The 22,173-nt window shown below is 63.9% G+C and carries 24 protein-coding genes and 1 tRNA gene; 12 read left to right on the forward strand and 13 right to left on the reverse strand.

The window, feature by feature from the left end:
- Nucleotides 1–7: 7 nt before the first annotated feature.
- From BCCGELA001_RS35420 to BCCGELA001_RS38575, 4 genes are all read left to right on the forward strand, one after another.
- A complete protein-coding gene (locus tag BCCGELA001_RS35420) occupies nucleotides 8–3,118 on the forward strand; it encodes a bifunctional diguanylate cyclase/phosphodiesterase (RefSeq protein WP_060737411.1) in 3,111 nt (1,036 codons plus the stop codon).
- Entirely contained in the window at nucleotides 3,118–4,173 is a 1,056-nt protein-coding gene (locus tag BCCGELA001_RS35425; protein ID WP_060737412.1) for a sensor domain-containing diguanylate cyclase, read from the forward strand. Before BCCGELA001_RS35420 ends, BCCGELA001_RS35425 begins: the two co-directional genes overlap by 1 nt.
- Nucleotides 4,174–4,233: 60 nt before the next feature.
- Nucleotides 4,234–4,310 (forward strand) — tRNA-Arg (locus BCCGELA001_RS35430).
- A gap of 588 nt (nucleotides 4,311–4,898) precedes the next feature.
- The gene (locus BCCGELA001_RS38575; RefSeq protein ID WP_193409753.1) at nucleotides 4,899–5,054 is read left to right on the forward strand and encodes a hypothetical protein; all 156 of its coding nucleotides are present in this window, start codon (nucleotides 4,899–4,901) and stop codon (nucleotides 5,052–5,054) included.
- Nucleotides 5,055–5,293: 239 nt separating this feature from the next.
- Here the strand turns inward: BCCGELA001_RS38575 and BCCGELA001_RS35435 are convergent, their stop codons facing one another.
- Entirely contained in the window at nucleotides 5,294–5,563 is a 270-nt protein-coding gene (locus tag BCCGELA001_RS35435; protein WP_008540374.1) for a DUF1488 family protein, read from the reverse strand.
- Nucleotides 5,564–5,733: 170 nt separating this feature from the next.
- Between BCCGELA001_RS35435 and BCCGELA001_RS35440 the strand changes: the two genes are divergently transcribed.
- A complete protein-coding gene (locus BCCGELA001_RS35440) occupies nucleotides 5,734–6,084 on the forward strand; it encodes a hypothetical protein (protein ID WP_144441660.1) in 351 nt (116 codons plus the stop codon).
- A 201-nt stretch (nucleotides 6,085–6,285) separates the two neighbouring features.
- Here BCCGELA001_RS35440 and BCCGELA001_RS35445 read toward each other — a convergent pair whose 3' ends face one another.
- Entirely contained in the window at nucleotides 6,286–6,495 is a 210-nt protein-coding gene (locus BCCGELA001_RS35445) for a hypothetical protein (protein WP_060738029.1), read from the reverse strand.
- 95 nt (nucleotides 6,496–6,590) lie between these two features.
- On the reverse strand, nucleotides 6,591–7,034 hold the full coding sequence (locus BCCGELA001_RS35450; protein WP_082813883.1) for a TspO/MBR family protein: 444 nt from the start codon (nucleotides 7,032–7,034) through the stop codon (nucleotides 6,591–6,593).
- 43 nt (nucleotides 7,035–7,077) lie between these two features.
- Here BCCGELA001_RS35450 and dinB point away from each other — a divergent pair, with 43 nt between their 5' ends.
- The 3 genes from dinB (at nucleotide 7,078) to BCCGELA001_RS35465 (ending at nucleotide 11,641) form a co-directional block, all read left to right on the forward strand.
- A complete protein-coding gene (gene dinB / locus BCCGELA001_RS35455; RefSeq protein ID WP_060737413.1) occupies nucleotides 7,078–8,178 on the forward strand; it encodes a DNA polymerase IV in 1,101 nt (366 codons plus the stop codon).
- 106 nt (nucleotides 8,179–8,284) lie between these two features.
- Nucleotides 8,285–9,754 (forward strand): sensor histidine kinase, encoded by a 1,470-nt coding sequence (locus BCCGELA001_RS35460; protein ID WP_060737414.1) that lies wholly within the window; start codon nucleotides 8,285–8,287, stop codon nucleotides 9,752–9,754.
- Between the two features lie 411 nt (nucleotides 9,755–10,165).
- Nucleotides 10,166–11,641 (forward strand): lipopolysaccharide biosynthesis protein, encoded by a 1,476-nt coding sequence (locus tag BCCGELA001_RS35465; protein ID WP_144441661.1) that lies wholly within the window; start codon nucleotides 10,166–10,168, stop codon nucleotides 11,639–11,641.
- Nucleotides 11,642–11,791: 150 nt separating this feature from the next.
- On the opposite strand, the gene BCCGELA001_RS35470 is transcribed toward BCCGELA001_RS35465, so the two are convergent.
- From BCCGELA001_RS35470 to BCCGELA001_RS35480, 3 genes are all read right to left on the reverse strand, one after another.
- Entirely contained in the window at nucleotides 11,792–12,085 is a 294-nt protein-coding gene (locus BCCGELA001_RS35470; RefSeq protein ID WP_008540362.1) for a hypothetical protein, read from the reverse strand.
- A 204-nt stretch (nucleotides 12,086–12,289) separates the two neighbouring features.
- On the reverse strand, nucleotides 12,290–12,583 hold the full coding sequence (locus BCCGELA001_RS35475; RefSeq protein WP_008540359.1) for a DUF1330 domain-containing protein: 294 nt from the start codon (nucleotides 12,581–12,583) through the stop codon (nucleotides 12,290–12,292).
- A gap of 16 nt (nucleotides 12,584–12,599) precedes the next feature.
- A complete protein-coding gene (locus tag BCCGELA001_RS35480; protein ID WP_060737416.1) occupies nucleotides 12,600–13,292 on the reverse strand; it encodes a DNA-3-methyladenine glycosylase I in 693 nt (230 codons plus the stop codon).
- Nucleotides 13,293–13,449: 157 nt separating this feature from the next.
- On the opposite strand from BCCGELA001_RS35480, the gene BCCGELA001_RS35485 reads away from it, so the two are divergent.
- Nucleotides 13,450–14,277: a metallophosphoesterase family protein gene (locus tag BCCGELA001_RS35485; RefSeq protein WP_008540346.1), complete on the forward strand. Its 828-nt coding sequence runs from the start codon at nucleotides 13,450–13,452 to the stop codon at nucleotides 14,275–14,277.
- On the opposite strand, the gene BCCGELA001_RS35490 is transcribed toward BCCGELA001_RS35485, so the two are convergent.
- The 4 genes from BCCGELA001_RS35490 to BCCGELA001_RS35505 form a co-directional block, all read right to left on the reverse strand.
- A complete protein-coding gene (locus BCCGELA001_RS35490; protein WP_060738031.1) occupies nucleotides 14,216–14,701 on the reverse strand; it encodes a Crp/Fnr family transcriptional regulator in 486 nt (161 codons plus the stop codon). The two genes, BCCGELA001_RS35485 and BCCGELA001_RS35490, sit on opposite strands and share 62 nt — an antisense overlap.
- Nucleotides 14,702–14,832: 131 nt before the next feature.
- Nucleotides 14,833–15,573: a di-trans,poly-cis-decaprenylcistransferase gene (locus tag BCCGELA001_RS35495; RefSeq protein ID WP_060737417.1), complete on the reverse strand. Its 741-nt coding sequence runs from the start codon at nucleotides 15,571–15,573 to the stop codon at nucleotides 14,833–14,835.
- 30 nt (nucleotides 15,574–15,603) lie between these two features.
- Nucleotides 15,604–15,978, reverse strand: coding sequence for a winged helix-turn-helix domain-containing protein (locus BCCGELA001_RS35500; protein ID WP_060738032.1), 375 nt, complete (start codon nucleotides 15,976–15,978; stop codon nucleotides 15,604–15,606).
- Entirely contained in the window at nucleotides 15,965–16,582 is a 618-nt protein-coding gene (locus BCCGELA001_RS35505; RefSeq protein WP_060737418.1) for a hypothetical protein, read from the reverse strand. Before BCCGELA001_RS35505 ends, BCCGELA001_RS35500 begins: the two co-directional genes overlap by 14 nt.
- A 202-nt stretch (nucleotides 16,583–16,784) precedes the next feature.
- Between BCCGELA001_RS35505 and BCCGELA001_RS35510 the strand changes: the two genes are divergently transcribed.
- A complete protein-coding gene (locus tag BCCGELA001_RS35510) occupies nucleotides 16,785–18,026 on the forward strand; it encodes a S1C family serine protease (protein WP_060737419.1) in 1,242 nt (413 codons plus the stop codon).
- Nucleotides 18,027–18,038: 12 nt separating this feature from the next.
- On the opposite strand, the gene BCCGELA001_RS35515 is transcribed toward BCCGELA001_RS35510, so the two are convergent.
- The 3 genes from BCCGELA001_RS35515 to BCCGELA001_RS35525 all read right to left on the reverse strand — a co-directional run bounded on the left by BCCGELA001_RS35515 (nucleotide 18,039) and on the right by BCCGELA001_RS35525 (nucleotide 19,733).
- Nucleotides 18,039–18,317: a DUF3551 domain-containing protein gene (locus BCCGELA001_RS35515; protein ID WP_060737420.1), complete on the reverse strand. Its 279-nt coding sequence runs from the start codon at nucleotides 18,315–18,317 to the stop codon at nucleotides 18,039–18,041.
- 92 nt (nucleotides 18,318–18,409) lie between these two features.
- Nucleotides 18,410–18,679 (reverse strand): DUF3551 domain-containing protein, encoded by a 270-nt coding sequence (locus BCCGELA001_RS35520; protein ID WP_060738033.1) that lies wholly within the window; start codon nucleotides 18,677–18,679, stop codon nucleotides 18,410–18,412.
- Between the two features lie 79 nt (nucleotides 18,680–18,758).
- Nucleotides 18,759–19,733, reverse strand: coding sequence for a Bug family tripartite tricarboxylate transporter substrate binding protein (locus BCCGELA001_RS35525; RefSeq protein WP_008540325.1), 975 nt, complete (start codon nucleotides 19,731–19,733; stop codon nucleotides 18,759–18,761).
- Nucleotides 19,734–19,857: 124 nt separating this feature from the next.
- Between BCCGELA001_RS35525 and BCCGELA001_RS35530 the strand changes: the two genes are divergently transcribed.
- Both BCCGELA001_RS35530 and BCCGELA001_RS35535 read left to right on the forward strand, forming a co-directional pair.
- On the forward strand, nucleotides 19,858–20,268 hold the full coding sequence (locus BCCGELA001_RS35530) for a VOC family protein (RefSeq protein WP_008540323.1): 411 nt from the start codon (nucleotides 19,858–19,860) through the stop codon (nucleotides 20,266–20,268).
- Between the two features lie 206 nt (nucleotides 20,269–20,474).
- Nucleotides 20,475–22,055 (forward strand): AMP-binding protein, encoded by a 1,581-nt coding sequence (locus tag BCCGELA001_RS35535; RefSeq protein WP_060737421.1) that lies wholly within the window; start codon nucleotides 20,475–20,477, stop codon nucleotides 22,053–22,055.
- Nucleotides 22,056–22,173: the final 118 nt, after the last annotated feature.

Below are 22,173 nucleotides of genomic sequence, written 5' to 3' on the forward strand. Positions count from 1 at the left end.
AGGGGGAATGCGCCAGGTCTTTGCAGGGATCGCAGCCGGAATGTCCTTAGCCGTGAACAACGGCTGGAGGGCGGCGATGCGGCGTGGCCCGGTCCTGTGGCTGACCTTGTGCGGCGTGCTGCTGGTCGCGGGCATCTTCGCCGTGACGGCCATGGCTGTCGGCGAGTTTCGCGAGCGGACCCTGGTCAACCGCGAGCGCGAGCTCGAAAACACCGTGCAGCTGATCGCGCGGCACTTCGATCAGCAATTCCAGGATTCCGATGTCGTCGCCGCCGATGTGATCGGGCAGATGAACCTGCCCGACATCGCCTCGCCCGCGATGTTCCGCGAGCGCATGTCCACGCCGGCGACGAACCAGATGCTGCGCAGCAAGATCAGCTCGGTGTCCTATCTCGGCGACATCGCGATCTACGATGCCGAGGGCGAGCTGATCAACTGGTCGCGCGCCCAGCCGCTGCCCAAGATCAACGTCTCCTCGCGCGCCTATTTCCAGTCGTTCAAAACCAATCTGACGTCCGAGCCGGTCATCCTGGAATCGGTCCGCAGCTTCATCATCGGCAAATGGACCACGGTGGTCGCGCGGCGTCTGAACGGTCCCGACGGCACCTTCCTCGGCGCGATGGTCCGGCGGATCGATCCGGACAGCTACCACCAATATTTTGCATCGGTCGCGCTCGCGGAAGGCACGGCGATCTCGCTGTTCGATCGCGAAGGCAAGATGCTGGCGCGCTATCCGCACGTCGAAGAGATGATCGGACGGAGCTTCAAGGATGCGCCGCTGATGCGGAGAGTGCTGGCCAAGGGCGGTCAGCACACGCTGCGCGTCAGGAGCCCGGTCGACGGCCAGGAGCGGCTCGGGTCGGCGGCGTCGCTGACGCATTTCCCGCTGGTCATCGTCGCCACCAACATCACCAGTGCCGCGCTGGCCGACTGGCGGCAGCAGACCGGCTTCATGGTGGCGACGGCGGGCTTCTCGGCCGCGGTGATCGCGCTGATCCTCTATCTGATCATCCGCCAGATCAACCGGCAGAACCGCGAGGCCCAGGAGCGGATCGAGGCGGAGCGGCAGCGGCTCGACACCGCCCTCAACAACATGTCGCAGGGGCTGATCCTGTACGACGCCAGCGGCCACATCGTCACTTGCAACCGCCGCTATGCTGACATGTTCGGCCTGTCCCACGACGTCATCAAGCCCGGCTGCCACATCCGCGAGGCGATGCACCATCGCAAGGAGCGCGGTGCGTTCGACGGCAATGTCGAGGAATTTTGCGCCGACGTGATGAGAGTCGTCGCCGAAGGCACCGTCTCCACGAGAATTCATCAGCTGGCCAACGGCCGCGCCTTCCAGGTCATCAATACGCCGCTCGCGCAGGGCGGATGGGTCGCCACCATCGAAGACATCACCGAACGCCGCAGCCTGGAGCAGGAGCGCGACCGCAACCACACCTTCCTGCGCGAGATCATCGATCACATCCCCTCACGGATCACCGTGAAGGACGCCCGGACGCGCCGGTACCTCCTCGCCAACCGCGTGGCCGAGGAACAGCTCGACGACTCCACCGGGACCATCGTCGGCAAGACCGCGTTCGATCTCTACCCGGCGGACGACGCCGGCATCGTCACCCGGGACGACGACAGGCTGCTGCAATCGCCGGACGGCCTCTTCCTGGACGAGCATATCTGGAACACGCCGAGTATCGGACGGCGCTACATCACCTCGCGCAGGATCGGCATCCGCGACAAGTCCGGCGAGCCGCGCTACATCATCAACGTCGTCGAGGACGTCACCGAGCAGCGGCGGGCCGACGAGAAGATCGCACACATGGCGCATTACGATGCGCTGACCGACCTGCCGAACCGCACGCTGTTCCGCGAGCAGATCGAGCGCGAGCTGGCGCATGTCGCCGACGGCTGCCAGTTCGCGCTGCTCTACATCGATGTCGACGAATTCAAGGGCATCAACGACTCGCTCGGCCATCACGTCGGCGACGAGCTGCTCAAGGCGATCGCGGCCCGTCTGCGCGGCTGTCTGACGCCGGGCGACCTGATCGCGCGGCTCGGCGGCGACGAGTTCGCGGTGATCCAGACCGGGATATCCTCCTCCGCCGACGTGGTGTCGTTCGTGACGCGGATCTTTGAGGCGATCCGGCAGCCCTATCATTGCCTCGGGCACCAGCTCTCCACCGACGCGAGCATCGGGATCGCACTGGCGCCGCAGGACGGCGCCGATCTCGACCAGCTCATCAAGAATGCCGACCTCGCGATGTACGGCGCCAAGGCCGGAGGACGCCGCACTCACCGCTTCTTCGAGCCGGCGATGGATGCGAGCGCCAAGGCGCGCCTGACCATGGAGCAGGATCTGCGCCAGGCCCTGGTCAATGGCGGCTTCGAGATTCACTACCAGCCGCTGGTGGACTTACGCTCCGGCGAGGTCTCGGGCTGCGAGGCGCTGCTGCGCTGGCGCCATCCCGAACGCGGCATGGTGTCGCCGGCGGAATTCATTCCGGTCGCCGAGGACACCGGCCTGATCAACGAGCTCGGCGACTGGGTGCTGCGGACGGCCTGCAACGAGGCCGCGACCTGGCCCGCGCATGTCCGCGTCGCGGTCAACGTCTCGCCGGTGCAGCTCAAATGCGACACGCTGGCCCTGCGGATCGCCGGCGCGCTCGCCGCGTCCGGGCTCGACCCGCGCCGGCTCGAGCTCGAGATCACCGAGGCCGTGCTGATCCGCGACGACGAGGCCGCGCTCTCGATCCTGCACCAGCTACGCGCCATCGGCGTGCGCATCGCGCTCGACGATTTCGGCACCGGCTATTCCTCGCTCAGCTATCTCAAGCGCTTCCCGTTCGACAAGATCAAGATCGATCGCTGCTTCGTCGCCGACATCGCGGAAACGAGCGGCTCGCCTGTCATCGTGCAAGCCGTGGTGAACATCGCCGCCGCCAGCAGCATGACCACGGTCGCCGAGGGCGTCGAGACCGAGGCCCAGCGCGAGATGCTGCGTAACCTCGGTTGCACCGAGATGCAGGGTTATCTGTTCAGCGCACCCAAGCCGGCCGCCGAAGTGCGAAAGCTGTTCGGCCCGGGTGATGCCGCGCCAGTGGCGGCGGTGGCGTGATGGCGAAATTGCGCACGACCTCCACCAAGGCCATCGACGTCGCGGATTCCTACGCGGTGCGGCTGATGCAGCATTTGGTGGTGCCGACCTTCGTGATCGACCCCAGGCGCCGCGTCGTGATCTGGAACAGGGCCTGCGAACGCCTGACCGGCGTCGCCGCCTCGGAGGTGATCGGCACCAGCAAGCACTGGCAGGCCTTCTACGAGACCCGGCGCCCTTGCCTCGCCGACCTCGTCGCGCTCGATCGTCCCGAGCAACTGCCAGAGTTCTATTCGGAATATGCCGCGCGCGGCCATAACGGCCTCGGCTTTTCCGCGGAGAACTGGTGCGTGATGCCGAAGCTCGGCAGTCAGCTCTATCTCGCCATCGACGCCGGCCCGATCCACGACGAGGCCGGCAATCTGATCGCCGTGGTGGAGACGCTGCGCGATCTCACCGACCAGAAGCGCGCCGAGATGGCGCTGAAGGAGCTCGCCACCAAGGACGGTCTGACCGGCCTGTCGAACCGCCGTGCTTTCGACCAGATGCTGATGAGTGAATGGGGGCGCGCCCAGCGCACGCAGAAGCCGCTGGCCCTACTGTTCGTCGACGTCGACCATTTCAAGCTGTTCAACGACCGCCACGGCCATCAGAGCGGCGACGAATGCCTGCGCGCGGTCGCCGCTGCCGTGAGCCGGCACGCCGTGCGCCCGCTCGACCTCGCCGGCCGCTATGGCGGAGAGGAGTTCGCGCTGATCCTGCCGGACATGGACTGCGACACCGCCTGCGCCGTCGCCGAGGAGATCCGCTGCGCGGTTATGGCCTTGCAGATCGCCCACGGCGCCGTGGGTGCCGGCGACCACGTCACCCTCAGCGTCGGCGTCGCCAGCCAAATCCCCACCGGCGCCGATGGCGGTCCCGACCGGCTGTTAGGGGCGGCCGACGAGGCGCTCTATGTCGCCAAGCGGCTCGGCCGCAACCGCGTCATCTGCGCCGAACGGGTTCTCGCCGAATTCGCCGCCCTCGGTCGGGAGGCGGCACAGGTTCCTGGGCCTATCCGGCGCAAATCCGCTTGAACGCAGCATGGCGAGAACCGGTTGCCCGCTCCTCGCCAATCGGCTACATCAGGCATCACTGCACCCGTAGCTCAGCTGGATAGAGCGTTGCCCTCCGAAGGCAAAGGTCACACGTTCGAATCGTGTCGGGTGCGCCAGTCAATCAGCTAGTTACTCAGCTCCTCATTCATCTCGAAAAACTCCAGGTAAGCACTCACAAGATCGGTGAAGGCTTGCGTGGCTTCGTCCACCGCTTGCTTCAGCAGTGGGGGGACGTTTGTTGGCTCTCGAGTTCTCGAAGCATAAGGCCAACAGATTCGCGGAGTTGCGAGCCGGCGCCGTCTCTCGGCAGGTTTGGGTCTATTATTTGATGCGGCCCGCGAACCGGCAGCAATAATGTACGGTTGGCCCAAGTATTCCTTGCGAATCCGGCAATGATCGGCAGAAATATGCAATGCAGGCCTCTTTGGGGCCGCGCCGAACGGCCTCAGCGTCCGAGCCAGCCCCGGAAACCTGCTTGAGGCCGCTTTGCGTCTCGTCAGGCACCTATGGCATGAGCTTTGCTAAAGCTGGGCTAACTGGGATTTCAGCGCTCAGTTCGAGAATGAAACGCTGCCGGGACACCAATTTCGAGCCCGGCAGCGTTCGATTCACGGCCGCGTGCATGAAACCACTTAAGGCGGCCCGCGAAGCGAAACTGAAACAATACGATCCGATGCTGGGGTGACTCGTCTACGGAGGCTCAGATGCGTAGCCTGATTTTTGGTGCGGCTCTCCTGGCGCTGGCAACGATCGGATGTTCGGCGTTTATTTCCGCCGCCGTTTCCGCAGCCCGGGATGCAAAAGCCGCAACATTCTCAGATCGGTTTGCACCGCCAACCAAGGCCCTCTCGATGAGCTAGACGCGCCAGTGTGAATCGGAGGGTTTCTCGCCCGTCGTTCTCTGGGCCGGAGCCCCCTCGCGCTGTACCGATCGTGACCATGCGCAGATCAGCGATCAGACACCGAACAACCCGCCGAGCAGCTATTTGCCTGTTACCCGCCGTAAAGACAGCGTATCGAACAATGACGTCCAGGATGGCTTTCACGACGGCCACATCTCTGCTGCCTGGGATCGCGAGCCAAAAACCCGCAGGAGCCGTTAGCGCGGGGTGAGCTGCTCAGTGCGGACCACAGGCCTGGTTTCCCCCTGGTCGTAGTTCCTGCTCGCGATCAGTTCGATTTTCCAGCGGTACTGCTCGAACGTGCCTCTGGCGTCCGTTTGACGGGTCCCATCCTTTGCGGCGCGATCGAGCAAGGCAGCCCAGGTGACGAAGCAAAGGACGCGCTGTTCGCTGTCGAACATCGCAAACGCGATGCCTTCGAAAAGTCGGAACTCGATATCGCGAGACGGATCGGTAGTAAGGGGCATTTTGAAATCTCCAATAGGCAATCCCTCGATTTTGGTAGGTTCTGCCGTTCCTCACAAGGGTTCGACTGTGAAGCCGCCTGCCAAATCCGCGCTGTGCGGATGCAGCAAACCACGCTTCAGGAGATGGAGCGCACTTAGATGACGCATGATGCTTGGCCGCGGCGGGGCTGTTGAAGGTGCCCGACATCGGCGCGCTTCTGCGGTGCGCACGGCTACGCTGGGGGGGGGATCTCGATTACAAGCTCGGCGAGCACCCCGCCACGCTGACTGACCTCGAGAGAGCAGCGCACACGCAGCGGATGAGAGAGATCACGCGTGCTCTGGGCTGGTACACGTATACAGTGGACAAGCTCAAGGCGACGATGCGCGACGACTTCCGCATTCGGGTCGCGCGCCGGTTCGCGGCATGGCGACGGCTGGACGCCTTGGAAGCGCGGGCGGCCGGCAGTTATGAAGCCTTGCCAAAACGCCGCTCATCGCAGATGTGCCGCTATAGAAAGGTGACGATCCGGAATGGATGACGCGTTAGGAGATGAGGAGCGAATCGCGACTTCCTCGCTATTCGCGCGGCGATTAAAGGATCTAGCGAAGACCGGCCGCCTCACAGCGAAGGGCTATCGCGATATCTCATCTGGGCTTAGGTCGGCGTCGACCTCCATTTCGCGATCAGTGAGCGAGATCCTGAATCGCGAAAGGTTGCCCAGAAAAATACACCCGCCCCCTCACGTCAGCATCGCGACGATCGTCTGGATCTGGTCGGAGGCGGCCATCACCAGTCCGTCGTATGACGTCTGTCCCTGTGCGGCGGCGTTCAGGATGCATTCGGCGACGGCGGCTTTCAGGCCGAACACTGATTGATGGGCGGGCACGCTCGCCATCACGGTCTCCAGCGCTTGACGCATCGTGTGAATGAGCTCGGAGCTGTATTGCATTGGCTTGTCCTCCGCGACCCCATATGAGGTCGCGCGGCCATGCTTGCCACTCACAAACCTGAGATTCTTCTTTGAAGAACTCTCAGATGAACGCCTCAGTTCAAACGCCAGATCGCCGCATTGAGCACGCCGGCAAACGCGACCCAGGCTGCGTAGGGTACGAACAGGACGGCGGCCAGCCTGTCGCGTGACATCTCCAGAGCGATATAAGCCACGATCGCGACGAACAGGCCAATGAGGATGACGAGCGCGGCGCCGATCTGATGCATCGTGAACATGACCGGCGACCAGGCGAAGTTCAGCGCCATTTGCGTGGCCCAGGCCAGCATCGCCTTGCCCCTGGGCTCGCGGCGAAAGGTTCGCCATCCCGCAATCGCGATCATGACGTAGAGGATCGTCCAGGCGATCGGGAACGCCCAGTTGGGCGGAACGAAGCTCGGCTTGGCGAGGCCGGCATACCATTCGCCGGGAAGGTTGGTAGCACCAATCAGCCAGCCGATGCCGACCACGCCTGCCACGAAGATCAACAACAGAACCATCCATCACCTCGCGCTTCGCTTTCCACGACGGTATCATCTTTCCATGAGCGAATCCGACCCGGTCACCGACAACGCATCGCCGGTGCGCAAGATCATCCATATCGACATGGATGCCTTCTATGCGTCGGTGGAGCAGCGCGATCATCCGGAGCTGCGCGGCAAGCCGGTCGCGGTGGGAGGCTCCGCGGAGCGCGGCGTCGTCGCGGCTGCGAGCTACGAGGCGCGCAAGTTCGGGGTGCGCTCGGCGATGCCGTCGGTGACGGCGAAGCGGCAATGTCCCGATCTGATCTTCGTCAAGCCGCGCTTCGAGGTCTACAAGGCGATCTCCAGGCAGATCCGCGACATCTTCGCCGAGCACACTGACATCATCGAGCCGTTGTCGCTGGATGAAGCCTATCTCGACGTGACGGAGAACCTGCAAGGCATTCCGCTGGCGCGGGACATCGCGCTGAAGATCCGCGAGAAGGTCAGGGCGGAGACCGGCCTCAACGCGTCGGCCGGCATCTCCTACAACAAGTTTCTGGCCAAGCTCGCCTCCGACCATCGCAAGCCCAACGGTCAGTTCGTGATCTCGCCGGAGATGGGGCCGGCCTTCGTCGAGATGCTTCCTGTCGGCAAGTTCCATGGGATAGGCCCCGCGACAGCTGCGAAGATGAACGCGCTCGGCCTGTTCACAGGTCTCGACATCCGCAACCAGACGCTGGCGTTCATGAACGCGAATTTCGGCAAGTCTGGCGCCTATTACTACTGGATCTCGCGCGGCGTCGACGAGCGGCCGGTCCGGGCCAACCGGATCCGCAAATCGATCGGCGCGGAGAACACGTTCTCGACCGACCTCGACGCGTACGACGCGCTGGCAGCCGAGCTCAGGCCGCTGGTCGACAAGGTCTGGCGGCACTGCGAGGCGACCGGCAATCGCGGCCGCACCGTCACGCTGAAGATCAAGTTCGCCGATTTCGAGATCATCACGCGCAGCAGGTCTATTCCCGCACCGGTTGCGAGGCGGGACGATCTCGAACGGCTGGCCTGCGGCCTGCTCGAGATCGAGATGCCGCTGCCCAAGCGCGTCAGGCTGCTGGGCGTCTCGCTGTCCGCGCTGCAGGCCGGCGACGAGGCGGAGCCGCAGTTGACGCTGGGTATTTGAAGGAAGCCGGCAGGCTCCCCCGGCGAACGCGACATCTTTGTCCGCGACGCGGCGCAAAACCTGTCGTAGAGACACCAAAACACGGATTTTCACGATTGATGCTGGAATGCTTGCTTTATTGATACGCCTCGGTCTTCGCTTCGAAGACCGTATCGAGGAACGCCGGTTCGTCGACCAGTACGTCCGAGGCAGTCTCGGCTGGACGCAGATCGCAATGCTGCTGGGTGCGGCCACCTATGCCGGCTACACGCTGTGGGATTGGGTGCTGTATCCGGAGGTGGTTCCGACCACGCTCGCCATCCGCGGCGGCACCGCCCTCTTCATCCTGCTGCCGCTGACTGCGCTGCTGTCGCGGCGCAGGATGAAGCCCTGGGCCGAGACGATCTTCCTCGTCTATTGCGTCATTCCCGGCTGCATCCTGCCGAGCATTTACCTCGTCCTGCCGTCGGGCTTCACCTTTGCCGCGCCCGGTATGATGATGATCATCCTGTTCGTCTCGACCATGCTGCCGTTGCGGATCGGCTCGCTGGCGATCTTCTGCCTGCTCTCGTCGACGGCACTGCTGGTTGCCGAGACATTCGCGCAGACGATGCCGGCGGGCTTGAGCTTCATCAATCACTCGCTCGTCGGCAACGCCTACGCGTTATCGCTCTATGCCGTGGCTGCGCGCGAATTCCGGGCGCGAAAGCAATTCCGGACGGCCGAGGCGCTGCAACGTGAGAAGGAACGCTCGGAGAAATCGCTGCGGGAGTTGCGCGCGACCCAGGAGCAGCTCGTGCAGGCCGAAAAGCTCGCCTCGCTCGGACAATTGGTGGCCGGCGTCGCGCATGAGGTCAACACCCCGCTTGGCCTTGCCTTGACGACCTCGACGACCATGCAGGCGGACCTGCAGACAATGGCCGACGCCTTGGGCGGAGCGTCGGTTCGGCGATCCGACCTGACCAAGGGAATCGACAGGCTCAAGCAGGGGCTGAACCTGACCTTCGAGAACCTGCACCGCGCATCCGAGATGGTGCAGAGTTTCAGGCAGGTCGCGGTGCACCAGGCCGACGAGGACCGGCGCAGTTTCGAGCTGAAGGATTGGCTGTCGGAGTTGATCTCTAAGCTCGGCCCGTTGCTGTCGCATCATGGCCTGACCATCGAGGTGCAATGCCCGGCGGGAATTACGCTCAACAGCTACCCCGGCGCGCTCGCGCAGGTGATCAGCAATCTCGCTCTCAACACGGCCGGACACGCTTACCCCGACAAGAAGGGTGGCAAGTTCGTCATCACGGTGAGCCAGACGGATTCCAAATCGGTCCGTCTCGTTTGCGCCGACGAAGGCGTTGGAATTCCGGATCACCTGCAGGCGCATGTCTTCGATCCATTCGTCACGACAAGCCGTGAGAAGGGCAATGCCGGTCTGGGACTGCATATCGCGTTCAATCTGGTCAGCTCATCGCTCAACGGGCGCTTGCGACTCGAGAGCAAGGCGGGTCCGGGTACTCGGATCGTCATCGAGATTCCCGTCGAAGGAGCATTGCAGGACAATAGCAAACAGGCGAGACCTGACACCATTGTGAACAGTTCCCAATGACTGCATGGCAGTCAGAGGCCGACTGCCTTTGTCGATCTTCGAGGCAGTGCCTGACATCAAGCTGACAAACCCGCCTCGATTCAATTCGACGCTCCGCTTGAGCAAGATGCATTCCATTGCTTCTCGTTCGTGCGCAATCGACGCGAAGTTTTTTTGCGCACGCATTTTGCTCGCGCCATTCAAATGACACGTACTGACGGATAGTCGTCAGCGTTTCGCGACGTTGCTCACGCGCGACAAGTTCGACGTCACTCACGCGCAGCGATCCGCGCATGAGCGGCGTCCGCTTGATCGCACATGCACGACGCTTGCCTCGCATGACATCGCTAAAACATAAACTGTCATTGGTTCACCGTCTCGCTTTCGAACTGCGCCTGAAGTTTTCGTCGTTCGCCGCTCGAGGAGCTGATCGTGACTCAACTCAACATGCATTTCTCCGAGGACGAGCAGTCCCGGAAGGTACGGAATGGTGCGCTCGCCGCGGTCGTCACGCAGGTCGTGCGTCTTGCGACACAGACCGGATCCGTGATCCTGCTCTCGCGCCTGCTGACGCCGGTCGACTTCGGTACTTACGCGATGGCCTCGCCGGTGCTCGCCTTCGCGGTGCTGTTCCAGGATCTCGGCCTTGGACACGCGACCGTACAGAAGGACGAATTGACCCAGACCGAATTGAGCGCGCTGTTCTGGGTGAACCTCTCGGTCGGCGCGGCCCTGGCCGTCACCCAGGTGGCGCTATCGCCGCTCATCGCCAGGTTCTACAGCGTGCCGAATCTCGCTCCACTGACCTCGGGCATGAGTGTCACCTTGCTGCTCAGCGGCGCCGACGTCCAGCATCTGTCGTTGCTGACGCGCCAGATGAGGTTCTGGACGCTGGCAGGCCTGGAATCCGCGGCCGCACTGACCGGACTACTGACCTCGGTCGTGGTCGCGCTGGTCTATCACAGCTATTGGGCCATCCTCGCCGGCAGCCTGGCATCGGGTCTGGTGCTCGCAGGCGGCGCCTGGCTGAGTTCGGGGTGGTTGCCGTCGAGGCCCGGCTCGATCAGAGCCGCACGCGACATGCTGACCTTCGGGCTCGGCGTGACCGGTTACAATTTCGCGGAGTTCCTCTCCCGCAACACAGATGGGGTGCTGATCGGCAAAGTCTGGGGTACAGCCTCGCTCGGCGCCTATAACCGCGCTTACCGACTCCTGCTGTTTCCCCTTCAGCAAGTCAGCAACCCAATGGTGCGGATCATGCTGCCGACATTGTCGGGCCTGCTGAAGGAGCCTGAACGCTATCGGGAGTCGTTTCGTCGCGCCGTGCTGCCGGCGTTCCTCCTCGTGCTGCCTGGCGTCGCCTTCATGATCGCCTGCGCCGACACGCTCGTCGAAACTCTGCTGGGAGACCAATGGAGAGAGGCGGCGCCGATCTTCGTCGCGCTCAGCATTGCCGGCCTGCTACAGACCAGCAACAGCCCCGCCACCTGGCTGTTCCTCAGTCAGGGCCGCGCCAAGGAATACATGCGCTGGGGCCTGTTCAATGTCTCAACGTCGATTGCAGCCTTCATCTGTGGCCTGCCGTTCGGACCGGTCGGCGTCGCCAGCGCATATTCGATCAGCGAGTGCATACGCACACCCATTCTGTGGTGGCTGATCGGACGAAACGGCCCCGTGCGCCATCGAGACCTCATGAAAGTGATCGGGCCTCATCTCGCCGGTGCCCTGGCGTCAGTCGGAGCTGCGTGTCTGCTCCATCGCTGGCTGCTCGCGCGTTCGATCGGCGGGATACCCGATTTGGCAGCCTGCTTCGGCCTGTCGTATGCCGTCTCGCTCACGATCGTCGCACTGTTTCCGGCCAGTCGCGGAGAAATGCGGCGCTACGCACAAAGCATTCGTGGCGGGTAATGCGATCGGCGCCGGATCGTTCGCAAGGCAGCGGATCTGATTGCCACGTCTCTGATTGCCACGCCGCGAATCATGCCATGGACGCGCGCCACGGGAGTGATCCGTATGTCACCGTGGCGCACGTGTCTCGAAACGCCCCGTTTTGGGGGCTCAATGCCTCACTTGCTCGAACACGACGACCACGCCGGTCGGCTCGGGCTCGTGCGCCATCAGGCGCGTCAGGTCGGAATCGCCCCAATCGGCGAGACTGACGACCTCGCCGCTCTGACGGTCAGTGCCGAGCGACGGTGTGGGCTCGAGGACCTTGAGGCCCATCTCGTCGACGAAGAAAGTGTGCTCGCCGAACATGCTGTTGAGCTGCGGCATGGCCGGATGTTCGTCGGGCAGCACCTGAGCGCCGAGTTGGTTGACGGTCTGCTTCACCTGTTCGGATGTGAGCTTCATGAGCTGCTCCGTTCTGTCACGTCGGGTTTCAGTGGACTGAGCCAGAGCGGGCGTTCCCTGCGCCGATATGCGCCTGGCTCAGACTACCGAACAGGTGCTGCGCACAAATGTTCCTGAGAAATCCAATTCGTGATCGCGGGTTTCATCCGCCGCGCTCACGGCACGGGATTGCCACAAGATGCACACGATCTGCCGAGAGATGCGTCAATCTGCAGCTTCGACGATCCGGATGTCGCGATCGGCGCCGTCTCCGAGCAAGTCATGCGCCTTTTGATAGGCCGGGCTCGCATACGCCGCCTTGGCACTCTCGACGCTGTCGAACTCGATGAGAACCACCCGTTCCATCTGGCCGAACTCGAAGACAGCAGCCGGCATTCCGCGCGCGAGCACACGGCCTCCGGCCGCTTCGATCGCCGGACGCGACAGTTTGGCGTAGGCCGCCATGGCATCGGGATTCTTGATGGCGCGGTAGGTGGCAACCCAATAGGCTTTGGCCATTATTGCTTTCCTTGCTTCATCGTTGTTCGCTGCTGTTCTCACCGACTGACAATGCGCAGATGCGCGAGAGATGGGTGTAAGGCAGACCGGTCTCCTCGGCCCAGGCGTTGAACTGCGCCTGCACCTTGGCGAGGTCGCCCTTCGATTTCACCTCTTCGGCGATGTCGAGACCCGCATCGCGCAGGCACGCCACGACGTCCTTTGACGTCACAAAACCGTCCCAGCCGACGAAGCGCAGCAGCATCTGGCCAGTGTTGCCGCCGAGCCGGCTGCCGCGCTTGGTGAGGAGATCGAGCAGGCCGATCTCGTCGGACGACGGCCATTGCGCCAGAAACTTGCCGAAGCTGCCGTGCTGCTTCGCGATCTCCTGGACGAACGCGGCATTGTCGCGCACCGACATGATCTTGGCGCCGTTGCGGACGATCCGCACATCGCGCAGCAGGCCTTCCCAATAATCCTCGGGCTGGAAGCTGAGCTTGGCCGGCTGGAAACGCAGGAAGGCCTCTTCGAAGCCGCCCCACTTGGTGTCGATCACGCTCCAGGCAAAGCCGGCGCAGAATACCCGCTTGGTCATTTCCGCGAGGATACGGTCATCGCCGAGCCTGGCCAGCCGCTTCAGGTCGGGCTTAGCCGGCATCAATGTCTCCAGCGCCTTGGGCCCGCCCTTGCGTTTCTCGGCGCGGGCACGAATGGTCTTGAAGGGGGGCATACGGAGATCCGTGTTGAGGGCGGGCTAGGACATCAGAATTCAACAAAACGGTCCAGTCCCGAGGTGATTGCGCGGAGAAAATCGACCATGCTGGTCCGCTTCTTGCTTCATGAAGTCCGGAATCCCTGACATTTTCACTCTCTCGCGGACGTCTCCCATGCGCTGCCTGGTCGTGGCCGATCTGCATTATTCGCTGCCGCAGCTCGATTGGCTGGTCAGCGCGGCCGCGCAATTCGACCTCGTGATTTTCGCCGGCGACGCGCTCGACATCGGCTCGATCGTGGACTTCCGCGCCCAGATTGTTGTGGTGAAGAAATACCTCGCGCTGCTCGCCGCCCAGACCCGCGTGATCCTCTGCTCCGGCAATCACGACCTCGACGAGCGCAATGCCGACGGCGAGAAGATTCCGCGCTGGATCTCGGAGGTGCGCGAGATCGGCATTGGCTGCGACGGCGACAGCCTCGTCATCGGCGAGGCGATGTTCACGGTGTGCCCGTGGTGGGACGGGCCACTGGTCAGGCAGCGCATCGTCGATCAGCTCGGCCATGCCGCTGCCAGCCGGCTGCAGCGCTGGATCTGGGTGCATCACGCTCCGCCGGTGAATTCACCGACGAGCTGGGGCGGCAAGCGTTTCTTCGGCGACGTCGAGCTGGTGCATTGGATCGCGCAGTACCAGCCATCGATGGTGATCTCGGGCCATGTGCACCAATCGCCCTTCATCCAGGATGGATCATGGTACGACCGGCTGGACCGGACTTGGATCTTCAACGCCGGCCTGCAGCCCGGTCGCCCGCCGACCTACATCGTGCTGGACCTCGATGCGGACAAGGCCTTCTGGCTTGCCGCGGGCGAAGCACAATGGATCGACCTGACTGCGCCGCTGCAGCGGCCGGCCGCTGCCATCGAGACGCCGCCCGACTGGCTCACATCCTTGGATCGGATTGCCGATCCGAGCCTGGCGAGACCTCCCGCGGCGGCAGGTTGACCATGCTCTGGAGCACCTCTCCGACCATGGCCAGCTGCGTGCCGTGGCCGGCATATTGCCGCTTGAGATCGGCCAGATAGGTGTTGGCCGCATTGAGCCGCTGCGCCAGCATCTTTGCGATCAACAGCGCCACGCCGGGCTCCTTCTCGAGGAACGAGGCGGCATCCTCGAATTCGTAGACGACGGCATCGGTGCAGGCGCGCACGGTGGCGGTGTGCGGCTGGCCCAGCAGCACCGACATCTCGCCGAGCACCGCACCGGGCTCAGTGACGGTGGCAACCACCATCTCGCCCTTGAGCACTTCGAGCTTGCCCTGCATCAGCACGTAGAGATGGCCGCTGGTGCCGCCTTCGGTGACGAGAAGCGCACCTGCTTCGACCTGCCGCTCCTTGCCGCCGCTGCAATAATCCAGAACTGCGCGCATGTTGCGAACCTCCGCCGCGAGCGGGCAGTAGAGCACGATCCGGGGAGGCTTGCAGCGTTTTTCGAGCGCGGCTGCTCAGACTTCCTGCAAGCCCGGCCGACGCGCCGGGCAACTCGCGCGGCGGATGCGCCTCACGCGCGAGAGAGCGACGGCACCTCGTCGGGCATGATCGCCTGGAGGCCGCCGAAGCGGCGTTCGCGGCCGTGGAAGGCGGCGAGCGCCTCGGCCAGATCGCCCGCGTCGAATTCGGGCCACATCCGCTCGGTGAAATGCAGCTCGGCATAGGCGCCCTCCCAGAGCAGGAAGTCCGACAGCCGCTTCTCGCCCGAGGTGCGGATGATGAGATCGACGTCGCGCAATCCGGCCTCGCCCGTGACGAGCTGCGAGAAGGCTTCGCGGGTGAGGCTGGTCAAGGCCGCCGCCTTCGCCGCGGCGTTGAGGATGGCATCGCGCGCGGAATAGTCGACCGCGATGCGCAAATGCAGCTTACCGCCGTCGGCGGTAGCTGCTTCGGCACGCGCGATCGCGCTGGCGATGCCGTCGGGCAGGCGGTCGCGGCGGCCGATCACGGTGAGGCGCACGCCATTCTCGACCAGGCTCTGCACCTCGCTCGAGAGATAGAAGCGCAGCAGCGTCATCAGCGCGGCGACCTCCACCTTCGGCCTGCGCCAATTGTCGGTGGAGAAGGCGTAAAGTGTCAGCGTGCCGATGCCCTGCTTCGGCGCGGCCTCGACGATGCGGCGGATCGTCTCGACACCGGCCTCATGGCCGCGCACGCGCGACAGGCCGCGGCGTGTCGCCCATCTGCCGTTGCCGTCCATGATGATGCCGACGTGAAGCTTGTCGTCGCGGGCCACGAGGTTACTTTGCATGACAAAGTCTCCGGTCAAAAAAGGGGATGATCAGGTCGATGCGATGCCGAGGCGTCCGAACGGCGGCGCGTCGCGGCCGGCGGCCTTGGCAGCATCGCGCACCAGCCGCTCCAGCACGGCGAGATAGTCGAGGAAGCGGCGGCGGCCGGTTTTGGTCAGGCGGCAGGTGGTGTGCGGGCGATTGCCCTCATAGCCCTTGGTCACCTCGACGAGGCCGGCCTCCTGCAGCACGGCGAGGTGCCGGGAAAGATTGCCGTCGGTGAGGCCGCAGAGCTGCTTGAGATCGGCGAAGGCCAAGCCCTTGGGATGCGCCATCAGCGAGGTCATGAGGCCGAGCCTCGCCTTCTCGTGGATCACGCGGTCCAGCCCTTCATAGGAGAAGGGCGCGCTGTCAGACTTCGACATCATGGTCTCCCGACGCGACATATAGAATGGCCGCCATCAGCGACTGCCCGATCACGAAGGGCAGGCCCATGGTCCACGGCGACAGCAGCTTGGTCTGGCTCGCCAGCGCCACCACCGCGAACCCGGACACGAAATACCAGGCGCCGGCGAGCGCGACGCTGCGCGGCAGCGAGCGGACCGAGGCGAAGATGCCGAGCGACACCAGGATCTGCCAGAGACCGGGCAACAGCCACAGCGTCTCGGCGGCGAACTTCCACATCACCACCGCGAGCAGCACGCCGGCGACGCCGGCGGGCAGGAATTGCTCGACCGCCTGGTGGATCATGGCATCGGCGAGGCCCGAATGATGGCGGCGCGAGCGCGCGCGCATCTCGATCCCTATGATTAGCCCGGAGAGCGCGGCGGCAACGAACCAGCCGATGAAGAAGCTGAGCGGCTCGCCGGTGGGATCGTCGAGCCACCAGAATTGCAGAATAGCGGTGATGAGCGCGACGGCACCGGTCGCCGCCATGGTCGCCGGGCCGTAGCCGCGGAAGGCGGTGCCCGCCGCGATCTGGCTGCGGATCGCCACGATGTCGGCCAGCGCCTTGTCGAGATCGCGCATCGGCAACGCCAAAACCTCGTTCCAACCGAGCGTTTCCGGGACCGCTCGTCCCGTAACTTTGTATTGCAAAGTATATAGGACTGCAAAGTAAAGGCAAGTCCTCATGCGGGGGCAGACGGTTCGGGCCGGTATGACAACTGGCGGTTGCGCCGCACCTGTCACGGCGGATAGGATGGATCCAAAAGCATTCCCGGGGGCTGGTATGTGGCTTAGGTCGTTTGTCGTTGTGTGCCTATTGCAGGTGAGCGTCGCTGGATCCGCGCAGGCCGCGGGCCCATTTGGCAGTGTCAATGTCGGCAACTGGATCGGCGGCGCCTTCAGCAATGATGAGACCGGCGCTTTCTCGCATTGCGCGGCGACGACGCCTTACGCGAACGGCGTCATCCTCGTCGTGGGCTACAATTCTGTCGGCACCTGGACGCTGGCTTTCGCAAGCCCGAACTACCGCTTCAAGCAGGGCGAGAACGCCGCGATCGACGTCATCTTCGACGGACAGGAGCAGGCCCGGCTGTTCGCCACCGCCAATCAGCCGAACATGCTCACCTCCGTGATGCCGCCCAACGTCGTGCGGACGTTTCAGAAGGCGAGCCTGATGGTCGCGACGAGCGGCCGCACCGTTTTGAACTTCAACCTGGCCTCGACCGGTCCCGTAGTGACGGCGTTGGCGAACTGCGTTAACAAAGTCAAAGCCGATGGGCTCAGCAAGGCTGGTGATTTCGCGAAGGGTGCTGCGAAGCCGGCGGCCACGGCGGACAAGCCGGCGTCACCGCCGGTCAGTAAGTCCACCAAGTCCAAGAGTGGCACCGGATTCGTGGTCAGCGGCAATGGGCACGTCGTCACGAACCATCACGTGATTGACGGCTGCAGCGACCTCAATGGCAATCTCACGGGCGAGGCCGCGGTCGCTTTGCGTGTTGTATCGAGCGATGCGACCAACGATCTCGCCCTCTTGCAGGCGCCGTCGTCGGTGGCGTTCAAGGAATTTGCTCGAATCCGCGACCGCTCGATACGCTCCGGCGACTCGGTCGTCGCGATCGGCTTTCCCTATCGCGGGCTGCTGAGCTCTGACTTTACCGTGACCACCGGGATCGTGAGCTCGCTGAGTGGCATGCGCAACGATTCGCGTTTTCTGCAGATCAGCGCGCCCGTGCAGCCCGGCAACAGCGGTGGCCCGTTGTTCGACACCACCGGGCAGATCGTCGGTGTCGTCACGGCAAAACTCGATAATCTGCGGATCGCAGTCGCGACCGGCAATATCCCCGAGAACATCAACTTCGCCATCAAGACCGGCGCGCTGCGGGACTTCCTCGACAATTCGGTGGTGCCCTACCAGACCGCGGAGCCCAAGGGCGATTTGAAGACGACCGACATCGCCGCCAACGCCCGGGCCTACACGATGCTGATCTCGTGCAATGCCACGGAACAAGACGATGCGAAGCGGTAGGCCGCCATACCGTCAGTACGGCGCGACGGCCCGCGCGCGCCGGTGCGGCGGCGGTTGCGGCGGCCGATCCGGGCCGTAGGCAAAGCGGGGATTGCGGTCACAGAACAGCAGCCGGCCGGAGACGCTGGCTTGGCATTGCTCATAGGTGCTGTAGGCACATTCGCCGGGATAATCGTATTCGCCGCCCTGGGCGCACCAGGGATAGTCGCGGGCTGCGGCCGGCGTAACGCCGGCAAAGGCTGCGAGCCCGATGGCAGCCAGCGCCACCAAAACGAGTTGAATCCTGCTCACGGTCCGTCCTCCAGTGCAACGAGGACAGAGCGCCTCTTTTAGCCAGCTTGCGTCAAGTCACGTTATCCGGATCGCCGAGCTGGTTCGCCTTCCTAATATGGCGCGTAGTAGTCATGCCGATACCGCCGCGATGGCCGCTGCTGATTGTAGGCCGCGCGCGGATTGATCCCGCAGGTCAGCAGGCGCCCGGAGACGCTGGCCTGACATTGTTGCAGGGTCCGGTAGGCGCATTCACCGGGGTAGCCATAGCCTTTGCCCTGGGCGCACCAGGGATAATCATAGGCCGCAGCTGGACCGGTGCCGGCAAGGCTGCCGATACCCAATCCAGCCATCGCGATCATTGCGAGCATTGCCTTGCGCATCTGCGGCTCCTTGCCGAACGCCTCGGGAATGAAGTCTCTTCCGGAAAACGTCGGCAAGGCCGCAAGGTTGCTATCCGGTCTATTCGACCTTCAGACCGGCAAAATCGACGACCTTCCGCCACTTCTCGGTCTCGGCCTTGATCTCCTCGCCGAACGCCTCGGGCGTCTGCGCCCGCGGCTCGCCGCCGAGCTCGACCAGACGCTTGGCCATGTCGGGCTCCTTGATCACCGCGTTGACCTCGGCGTTGAGCTTGGCGATGATTTCCTTCGGCGTCTTCTTCGGCGCGCCCATGCCGAACAGCGCGCTCGCCTCATAACCCTTTACAGTGTCGGCGATCGGCGCCACGTCGGGCAGCTGCGGCGAGCGTTCCGTCGTGGTGACGCCGATGGCGCGCAGCGAGCCCGAGCGAATGTGCTGGATGATCGAAGGCATGTTGTCGAAGATCACCTGCACTTGGCCCGCGAGCATGTCGGTGATCGCGGGCGCCGCGCCACGATAGGGCACGTGCTGCATCTTGCAGCCGGTCATGGCCATGAACATCTCGCCGGACAGATGCACCGAGGTGCCGTTGCCGGACGAGGCCATGTTCACCTTGCCGGGATTGGCCTTCACGTATTCGATGAACTCGGCGACGTTCTTAGCCGGCACGTCCTTGTTGACGGTCATCACGTTCGGCACGCGCTGGAACGAGGCGACCGGCGCGATATCCTCCACGAAGTTGAACTTGAGGTTCTTGTAGAGCGAGGCGTTGATGTAGTTGGCCGGATTGACCAGCTGCAGCGTGTAGCCGTCCGGCTCGGCGTTGATCACCGATTCAGTGGCGATGTTGTTGCCCGCGCCCGGCTTGTTCTCGATCACGAATTGCTGGCCGAGCTTTTCCGACAGCCGCTGGCCGATCAGCCGCGCCAGGATGTCGGTAGCCCCGCCCGGCGGATAGCCGACCACCCATTTCACGGGGCGGGCCGGATAATCGGCGGCAAGGGCCCTGGACAGCGGGGTGGCTGCGAGCGGGCTGGCTGCGAACAGGCCCAGCGCGGTACGGCGAGTGATCATATCAAGGGTTCTCCCAGTGTTGTTCTTGAAAGGCCGGTGTCTTGAAAGCGGCGTCGGCGGGGTTGTAACAAAGCTTGCGGAGTGCGGAAAGTGCGCGGGGCGCGTCACGACGAAAGGATAAGGCATGCCGGTCAAGGTTCACGCCCTGGATCATCTCGTGATCAATGTCAGCGACGTCGCGGCGACCGCGGAGTGGTACCGCAAGATTCTCGGCATGGAAGTCAAGGTATTCGATCCGGGCGGCGGCAAAGCGCCGCGGACTTTCCTCACATTCGGTAACCAGAGGATCAACGTCCGGCAACGCGATGCCGACAGGGTGGAGTGGTTCACCGCCGACCATCCGACCGCGGGCGCCGAGGATCTGTGCTTCCTCACCTCCGCCACACCCGACGAGGTGGTGGCGCATCTGCGAGCCCATGGCATCGCGATCGAGGAAGGACCGGGTCCGAGGCAGGGCGCCCGTGGCACGCTGCGCTCGGTCTATTGCCGGGATCCCGATGGCAGTTTGATCGAGATCTCGTCCTACGAGGACTAAGGCACGCTCGCGCGCCTTATTCAGCCGTCATGCCCGGGCTTCCACGCTCTTCGAGTGGCAAGACGTGGATGGCCGGGTCAAGCCCGGCCACGACGATGGAGAGACGATGCGCCCTCCCCGATTTGCGCCCCGCGCCATCCGATGGCAGGAAGACGCAATCATCAATAAGCAGCCGCCATCAAGATGCAGGCTGCACGGGAGGACACATGCCCATTCAACAGCAAGAAGCCGGAATCGTGGGTCCGTTCGACGGGCTCGACGTGCCCTGGCTGTTGAGGATGCGCGCCGAGGTGCGCAGCTCACATCCATTCCTGATCTGGGCGCCGTTCGATGCGCCGTCGCGGCGCTGGAGCTATGGCGAGTTCCACGAGCGGGTCGGCGCGCTTGCCGCGGGCCTCGCAAAACGCGGCGTCCGGCCGGGCGAATATGTGCTGATCCATCTCGACAATTGCATCGAGGCCATGCTGGCCTGGTTCGCCTGCGTCGAACTGGGGGCCATCGCTGTCACCACCAACACGCGCTCGGCGCCGGCCGAGATCGCGTATTTCGCAGATCATTGCGGCGCGGTCGCTGCAATCACGCAGCCGGCCTTTGCGGAGATTGTCGCGCAGAGCTGCCGCAACATCCGCTGGATGGCGGTGACCTCGCATGACGCAGGCACAGCGCCTGCCCAGGCGGCCGCGCGCGGCGACAGCTTCGAATCCCTGTTCGGCGACAGTGCCGACCGTCCGAGGCGCCCAGCCGATCCGCTCGCGCCATGCAGCGTGCAATACACCTCTGGCACCACGTCGCGCCCGAAGGCGGTGCTGTGGACCCACGCCAACGCGCTGTGGGGCGCCAAGATCAACGCCGCGCACGAAGACTTGCATGCCGGCGACGTGCACCAGACCTACCTGCCGCTGTTCCACACCAATGCGCTGGCCTATTCCATGCTGGCGACCTTGTGGGTCGGTGCCACCTGCGTGATCCAGCCGCGCTTCTCCGCCAGCCGCTTCTGGCGCGTCGCGCGCGAGCACGGCGCGACCTGGACCTCGACCATCCCTTTCTGCATGAAGGCTCTGCTCGAACAGGAGATTCCGAACGATCACAAATTCCGTCTGTGGGGCACGGCCATCAACGAGCCGCCGGCCTTTGCCGCGTTCGGCATCAAGATGATCGGCTGGTGGGGCATGACCGAAACCATCACCCACGGCATCGTCGGCGAAATCGACCAGCCCAACATCCCGATGTCGATCGGCCGCGCCGCGCCGGAATATCAGATCCGCATCACCGACGACGACGGCCGGCCGACGGAGGTCGGCGGCACCGGCAATCTCGCGATCAAGGGCATCCCGGGCCTGTCGCTGTTCGCCGAATATTTGCACAACGAGAAGGCGACGCGCGAGAGCTTCGATGAGCACGGTTTCTTCCTCACCGGCGACCGCGTCGAGCGCCTTCAAGACGGCTACATCAAGTTCGGCGACCGCGCCAAGGACATGCTGAAGGTCGGCGGCGAGAACGTCGCGGCCTCCGAGATCGAGCAGGTGATCGCGGTCGTCCCGGGCGTGCGCGAGGCGGCCGTGGTGGCGAAATCGCATCCGATGCTGGACGAGGTGCCGGTCGTCTTCATCATCCCGCAAGACGGCGTCGCGGGTGCCGCGCCCGACCTTCAGGACCGCGTGATGGAAGCCTGCCGCAAAGGACTTGCCGACTTCAAGGTGCCGCGCGAGATCAGGCTCGTCGACGACATGCCGCGCTCGACGCTGGAGAAGGTAGCGAAGGCGGAGCTGCGGAAGATGGTGGGGTGACAGCGTCGCGGAACGGCACACTGCCGTAGGGTGGGCAAAGCGTAGCGTGCCCACCAAAAGTCTCCGATGCGATGAACGCGGGCACGGCGCGCGAAAAGCGCGCCTTTGCCAACCCTAC

The organism is Bradyrhizobium sp. CCGE-LA001 (genome assembly GCF_000296215.2).
GTDB lineage: Bacteria > Pseudomonadota > Alphaproteobacteria > Rhizobiales > Xanthobacteraceae > Bradyrhizobium.

What these genes read in the sequence shown, in the direction of transcription:
- BCCGELA001_RS35420 (WP_060737411.1), top strand. Translation starts at nt 8, where the DNA reads ATGCGCCAGGTCTTTGCAGGGATCGCAGCCGGAATGTCCTTAGCCGTG.
- BCCGELA001_RS35425 (WP_060737412.1), top strand. Translation starts at nt 3,118, where the DNA reads ATGGCGAAATTGCGCACGACCTCCACCAAGGCCATCGACGTCGCGGAT.
- BCCGELA001_RS38575 (WP_193409753.1), top strand. Translation starts at nt 4,899, where the DNA reads ATGCGTAGCCTGATTTTTGGTGCGGCTCTCCTGGCGCTGGCAACGATC.
- BCCGELA001_RS35435 (WP_008540374.1), bottom strand. Translation starts at nt 5,563, where the DNA reads ATGCCCCTTACTACCGATCCGTCTCGCGATATCGAGTTCCGACTTTTC.
- BCCGELA001_RS35445 (WP_060738029.1), bottom strand. Translation starts at nt 6,495, where the DNA reads ATGCAATACAGCTCCGAGCTCATTCACACGATGCGTCAAGCGCTGGAG.
- BCCGELA001_RS35450 (WP_082813883.1), bottom strand. Translation starts at nt 7,034, where the DNA reads ATGGTTCTGTTGTTGATCTTCGTGGCAGGCGTGGTCGGCATCGGCTGG.
- dinB (WP_060737413.1), top strand. Translation starts at nt 7,078, where the DNA reads ATGAGCGAATCCGACCCGGTCACCGACAACGCATCGCCGGTGCGCAAG.
- BCCGELA001_RS35460 (WP_060737414.1), top strand. Translation starts at nt 8,285, where the DNA reads ATGCTTGCTTTATTGATACGCCTCGGTCTTCGCTTCGAAGACCGTATC.
- BCCGELA001_RS35470 (WP_008540362.1), bottom strand. Translation starts at nt 12,085, where the DNA reads ATGAAGCTCACATCCGAACAGGTGAAGCAGACCGTCAACCAACTCGGC.
- BCCGELA001_RS35475 (WP_008540359.1), bottom strand. Translation starts at nt 12,583, where the DNA reads ATGGCCAAAGCCTATTGGGTTGCCACCTACCGCGCCATCAAGAATCCC.
- BCCGELA001_RS35480 (WP_060737416.1), bottom strand. Translation starts at nt 13,292, where the DNA reads ATGCCCCCCTTCAAGACCATTCGTGCCCGCGCCGAGAAACGCAAGGGC.
- BCCGELA001_RS35485 (WP_008540346.1), top strand. Translation starts at nt 13,450, where the DNA reads ATGCGCTGCCTGGTCGTGGCCGATCTGCATTATTCGCTGCCGCAGCTC.
- BCCGELA001_RS35490 (WP_060738031.1), bottom strand. Translation starts at nt 14,701, where the DNA reads ATGCGCGCAGTTCTGGATTATTGCAGCGGCGGCAAGGAGCGGCAGGTC.
- BCCGELA001_RS35495 (WP_060737417.1), bottom strand. Translation starts at nt 15,573, where the DNA reads ATGCAAAGTAACCTCGTGGCCCGCGACGACAAGCTTCACGTCGGCATC.
- BCCGELA001_RS35500 (WP_060738032.1), bottom strand. Translation starts at nt 15,978, where the DNA reads ATGTCGAAGTCTGACAGCGCGCCCTTCTCCTATGAAGGGCTGGACCGC.
- BCCGELA001_RS35505 (WP_060737418.1), bottom strand. Translation starts at nt 16,582, where the DNA reads ATGCGCGATCTCGACAAGGCGCTGGCCGACATCGTGGCGATCCGCAGC.
- BCCGELA001_RS35510 (WP_060737419.1), top strand. Translation starts at nt 16,785, where the DNA reads ATGTGGCTTAGGTCGTTTGTCGTTGTGTGCCTATTGCAGGTGAGCGTC.
- BCCGELA001_RS35520 (WP_060738033.1), bottom strand. Translation starts at nt 18,679, where the DNA reads ATGCGCAAGGCAATGCTCGCAATGATCGCGATGGCTGGATTGGGTATC.
- BCCGELA001_RS35525 (WP_008540325.1), bottom strand. Translation starts at nt 19,733, where the DNA reads ATGATCACTCGCCGTACCGCGCTGGGCCTGTTCGCAGCCAGCCCGCTC.
- BCCGELA001_RS35530 (WP_008540323.1), top strand. Translation starts at nt 19,858, where the DNA reads ATGCCGGTCAAGGTTCACGCCCTGGATCATCTCGTGATCAATGTCAGC.
- BCCGELA001_RS35535 (WP_060737421.1), top strand. Translation starts at nt 20,475, where the DNA reads ATGCCCATTCAACAGCAAGAAGCCGGAATCGTGGGTCCGTTCGACGGG.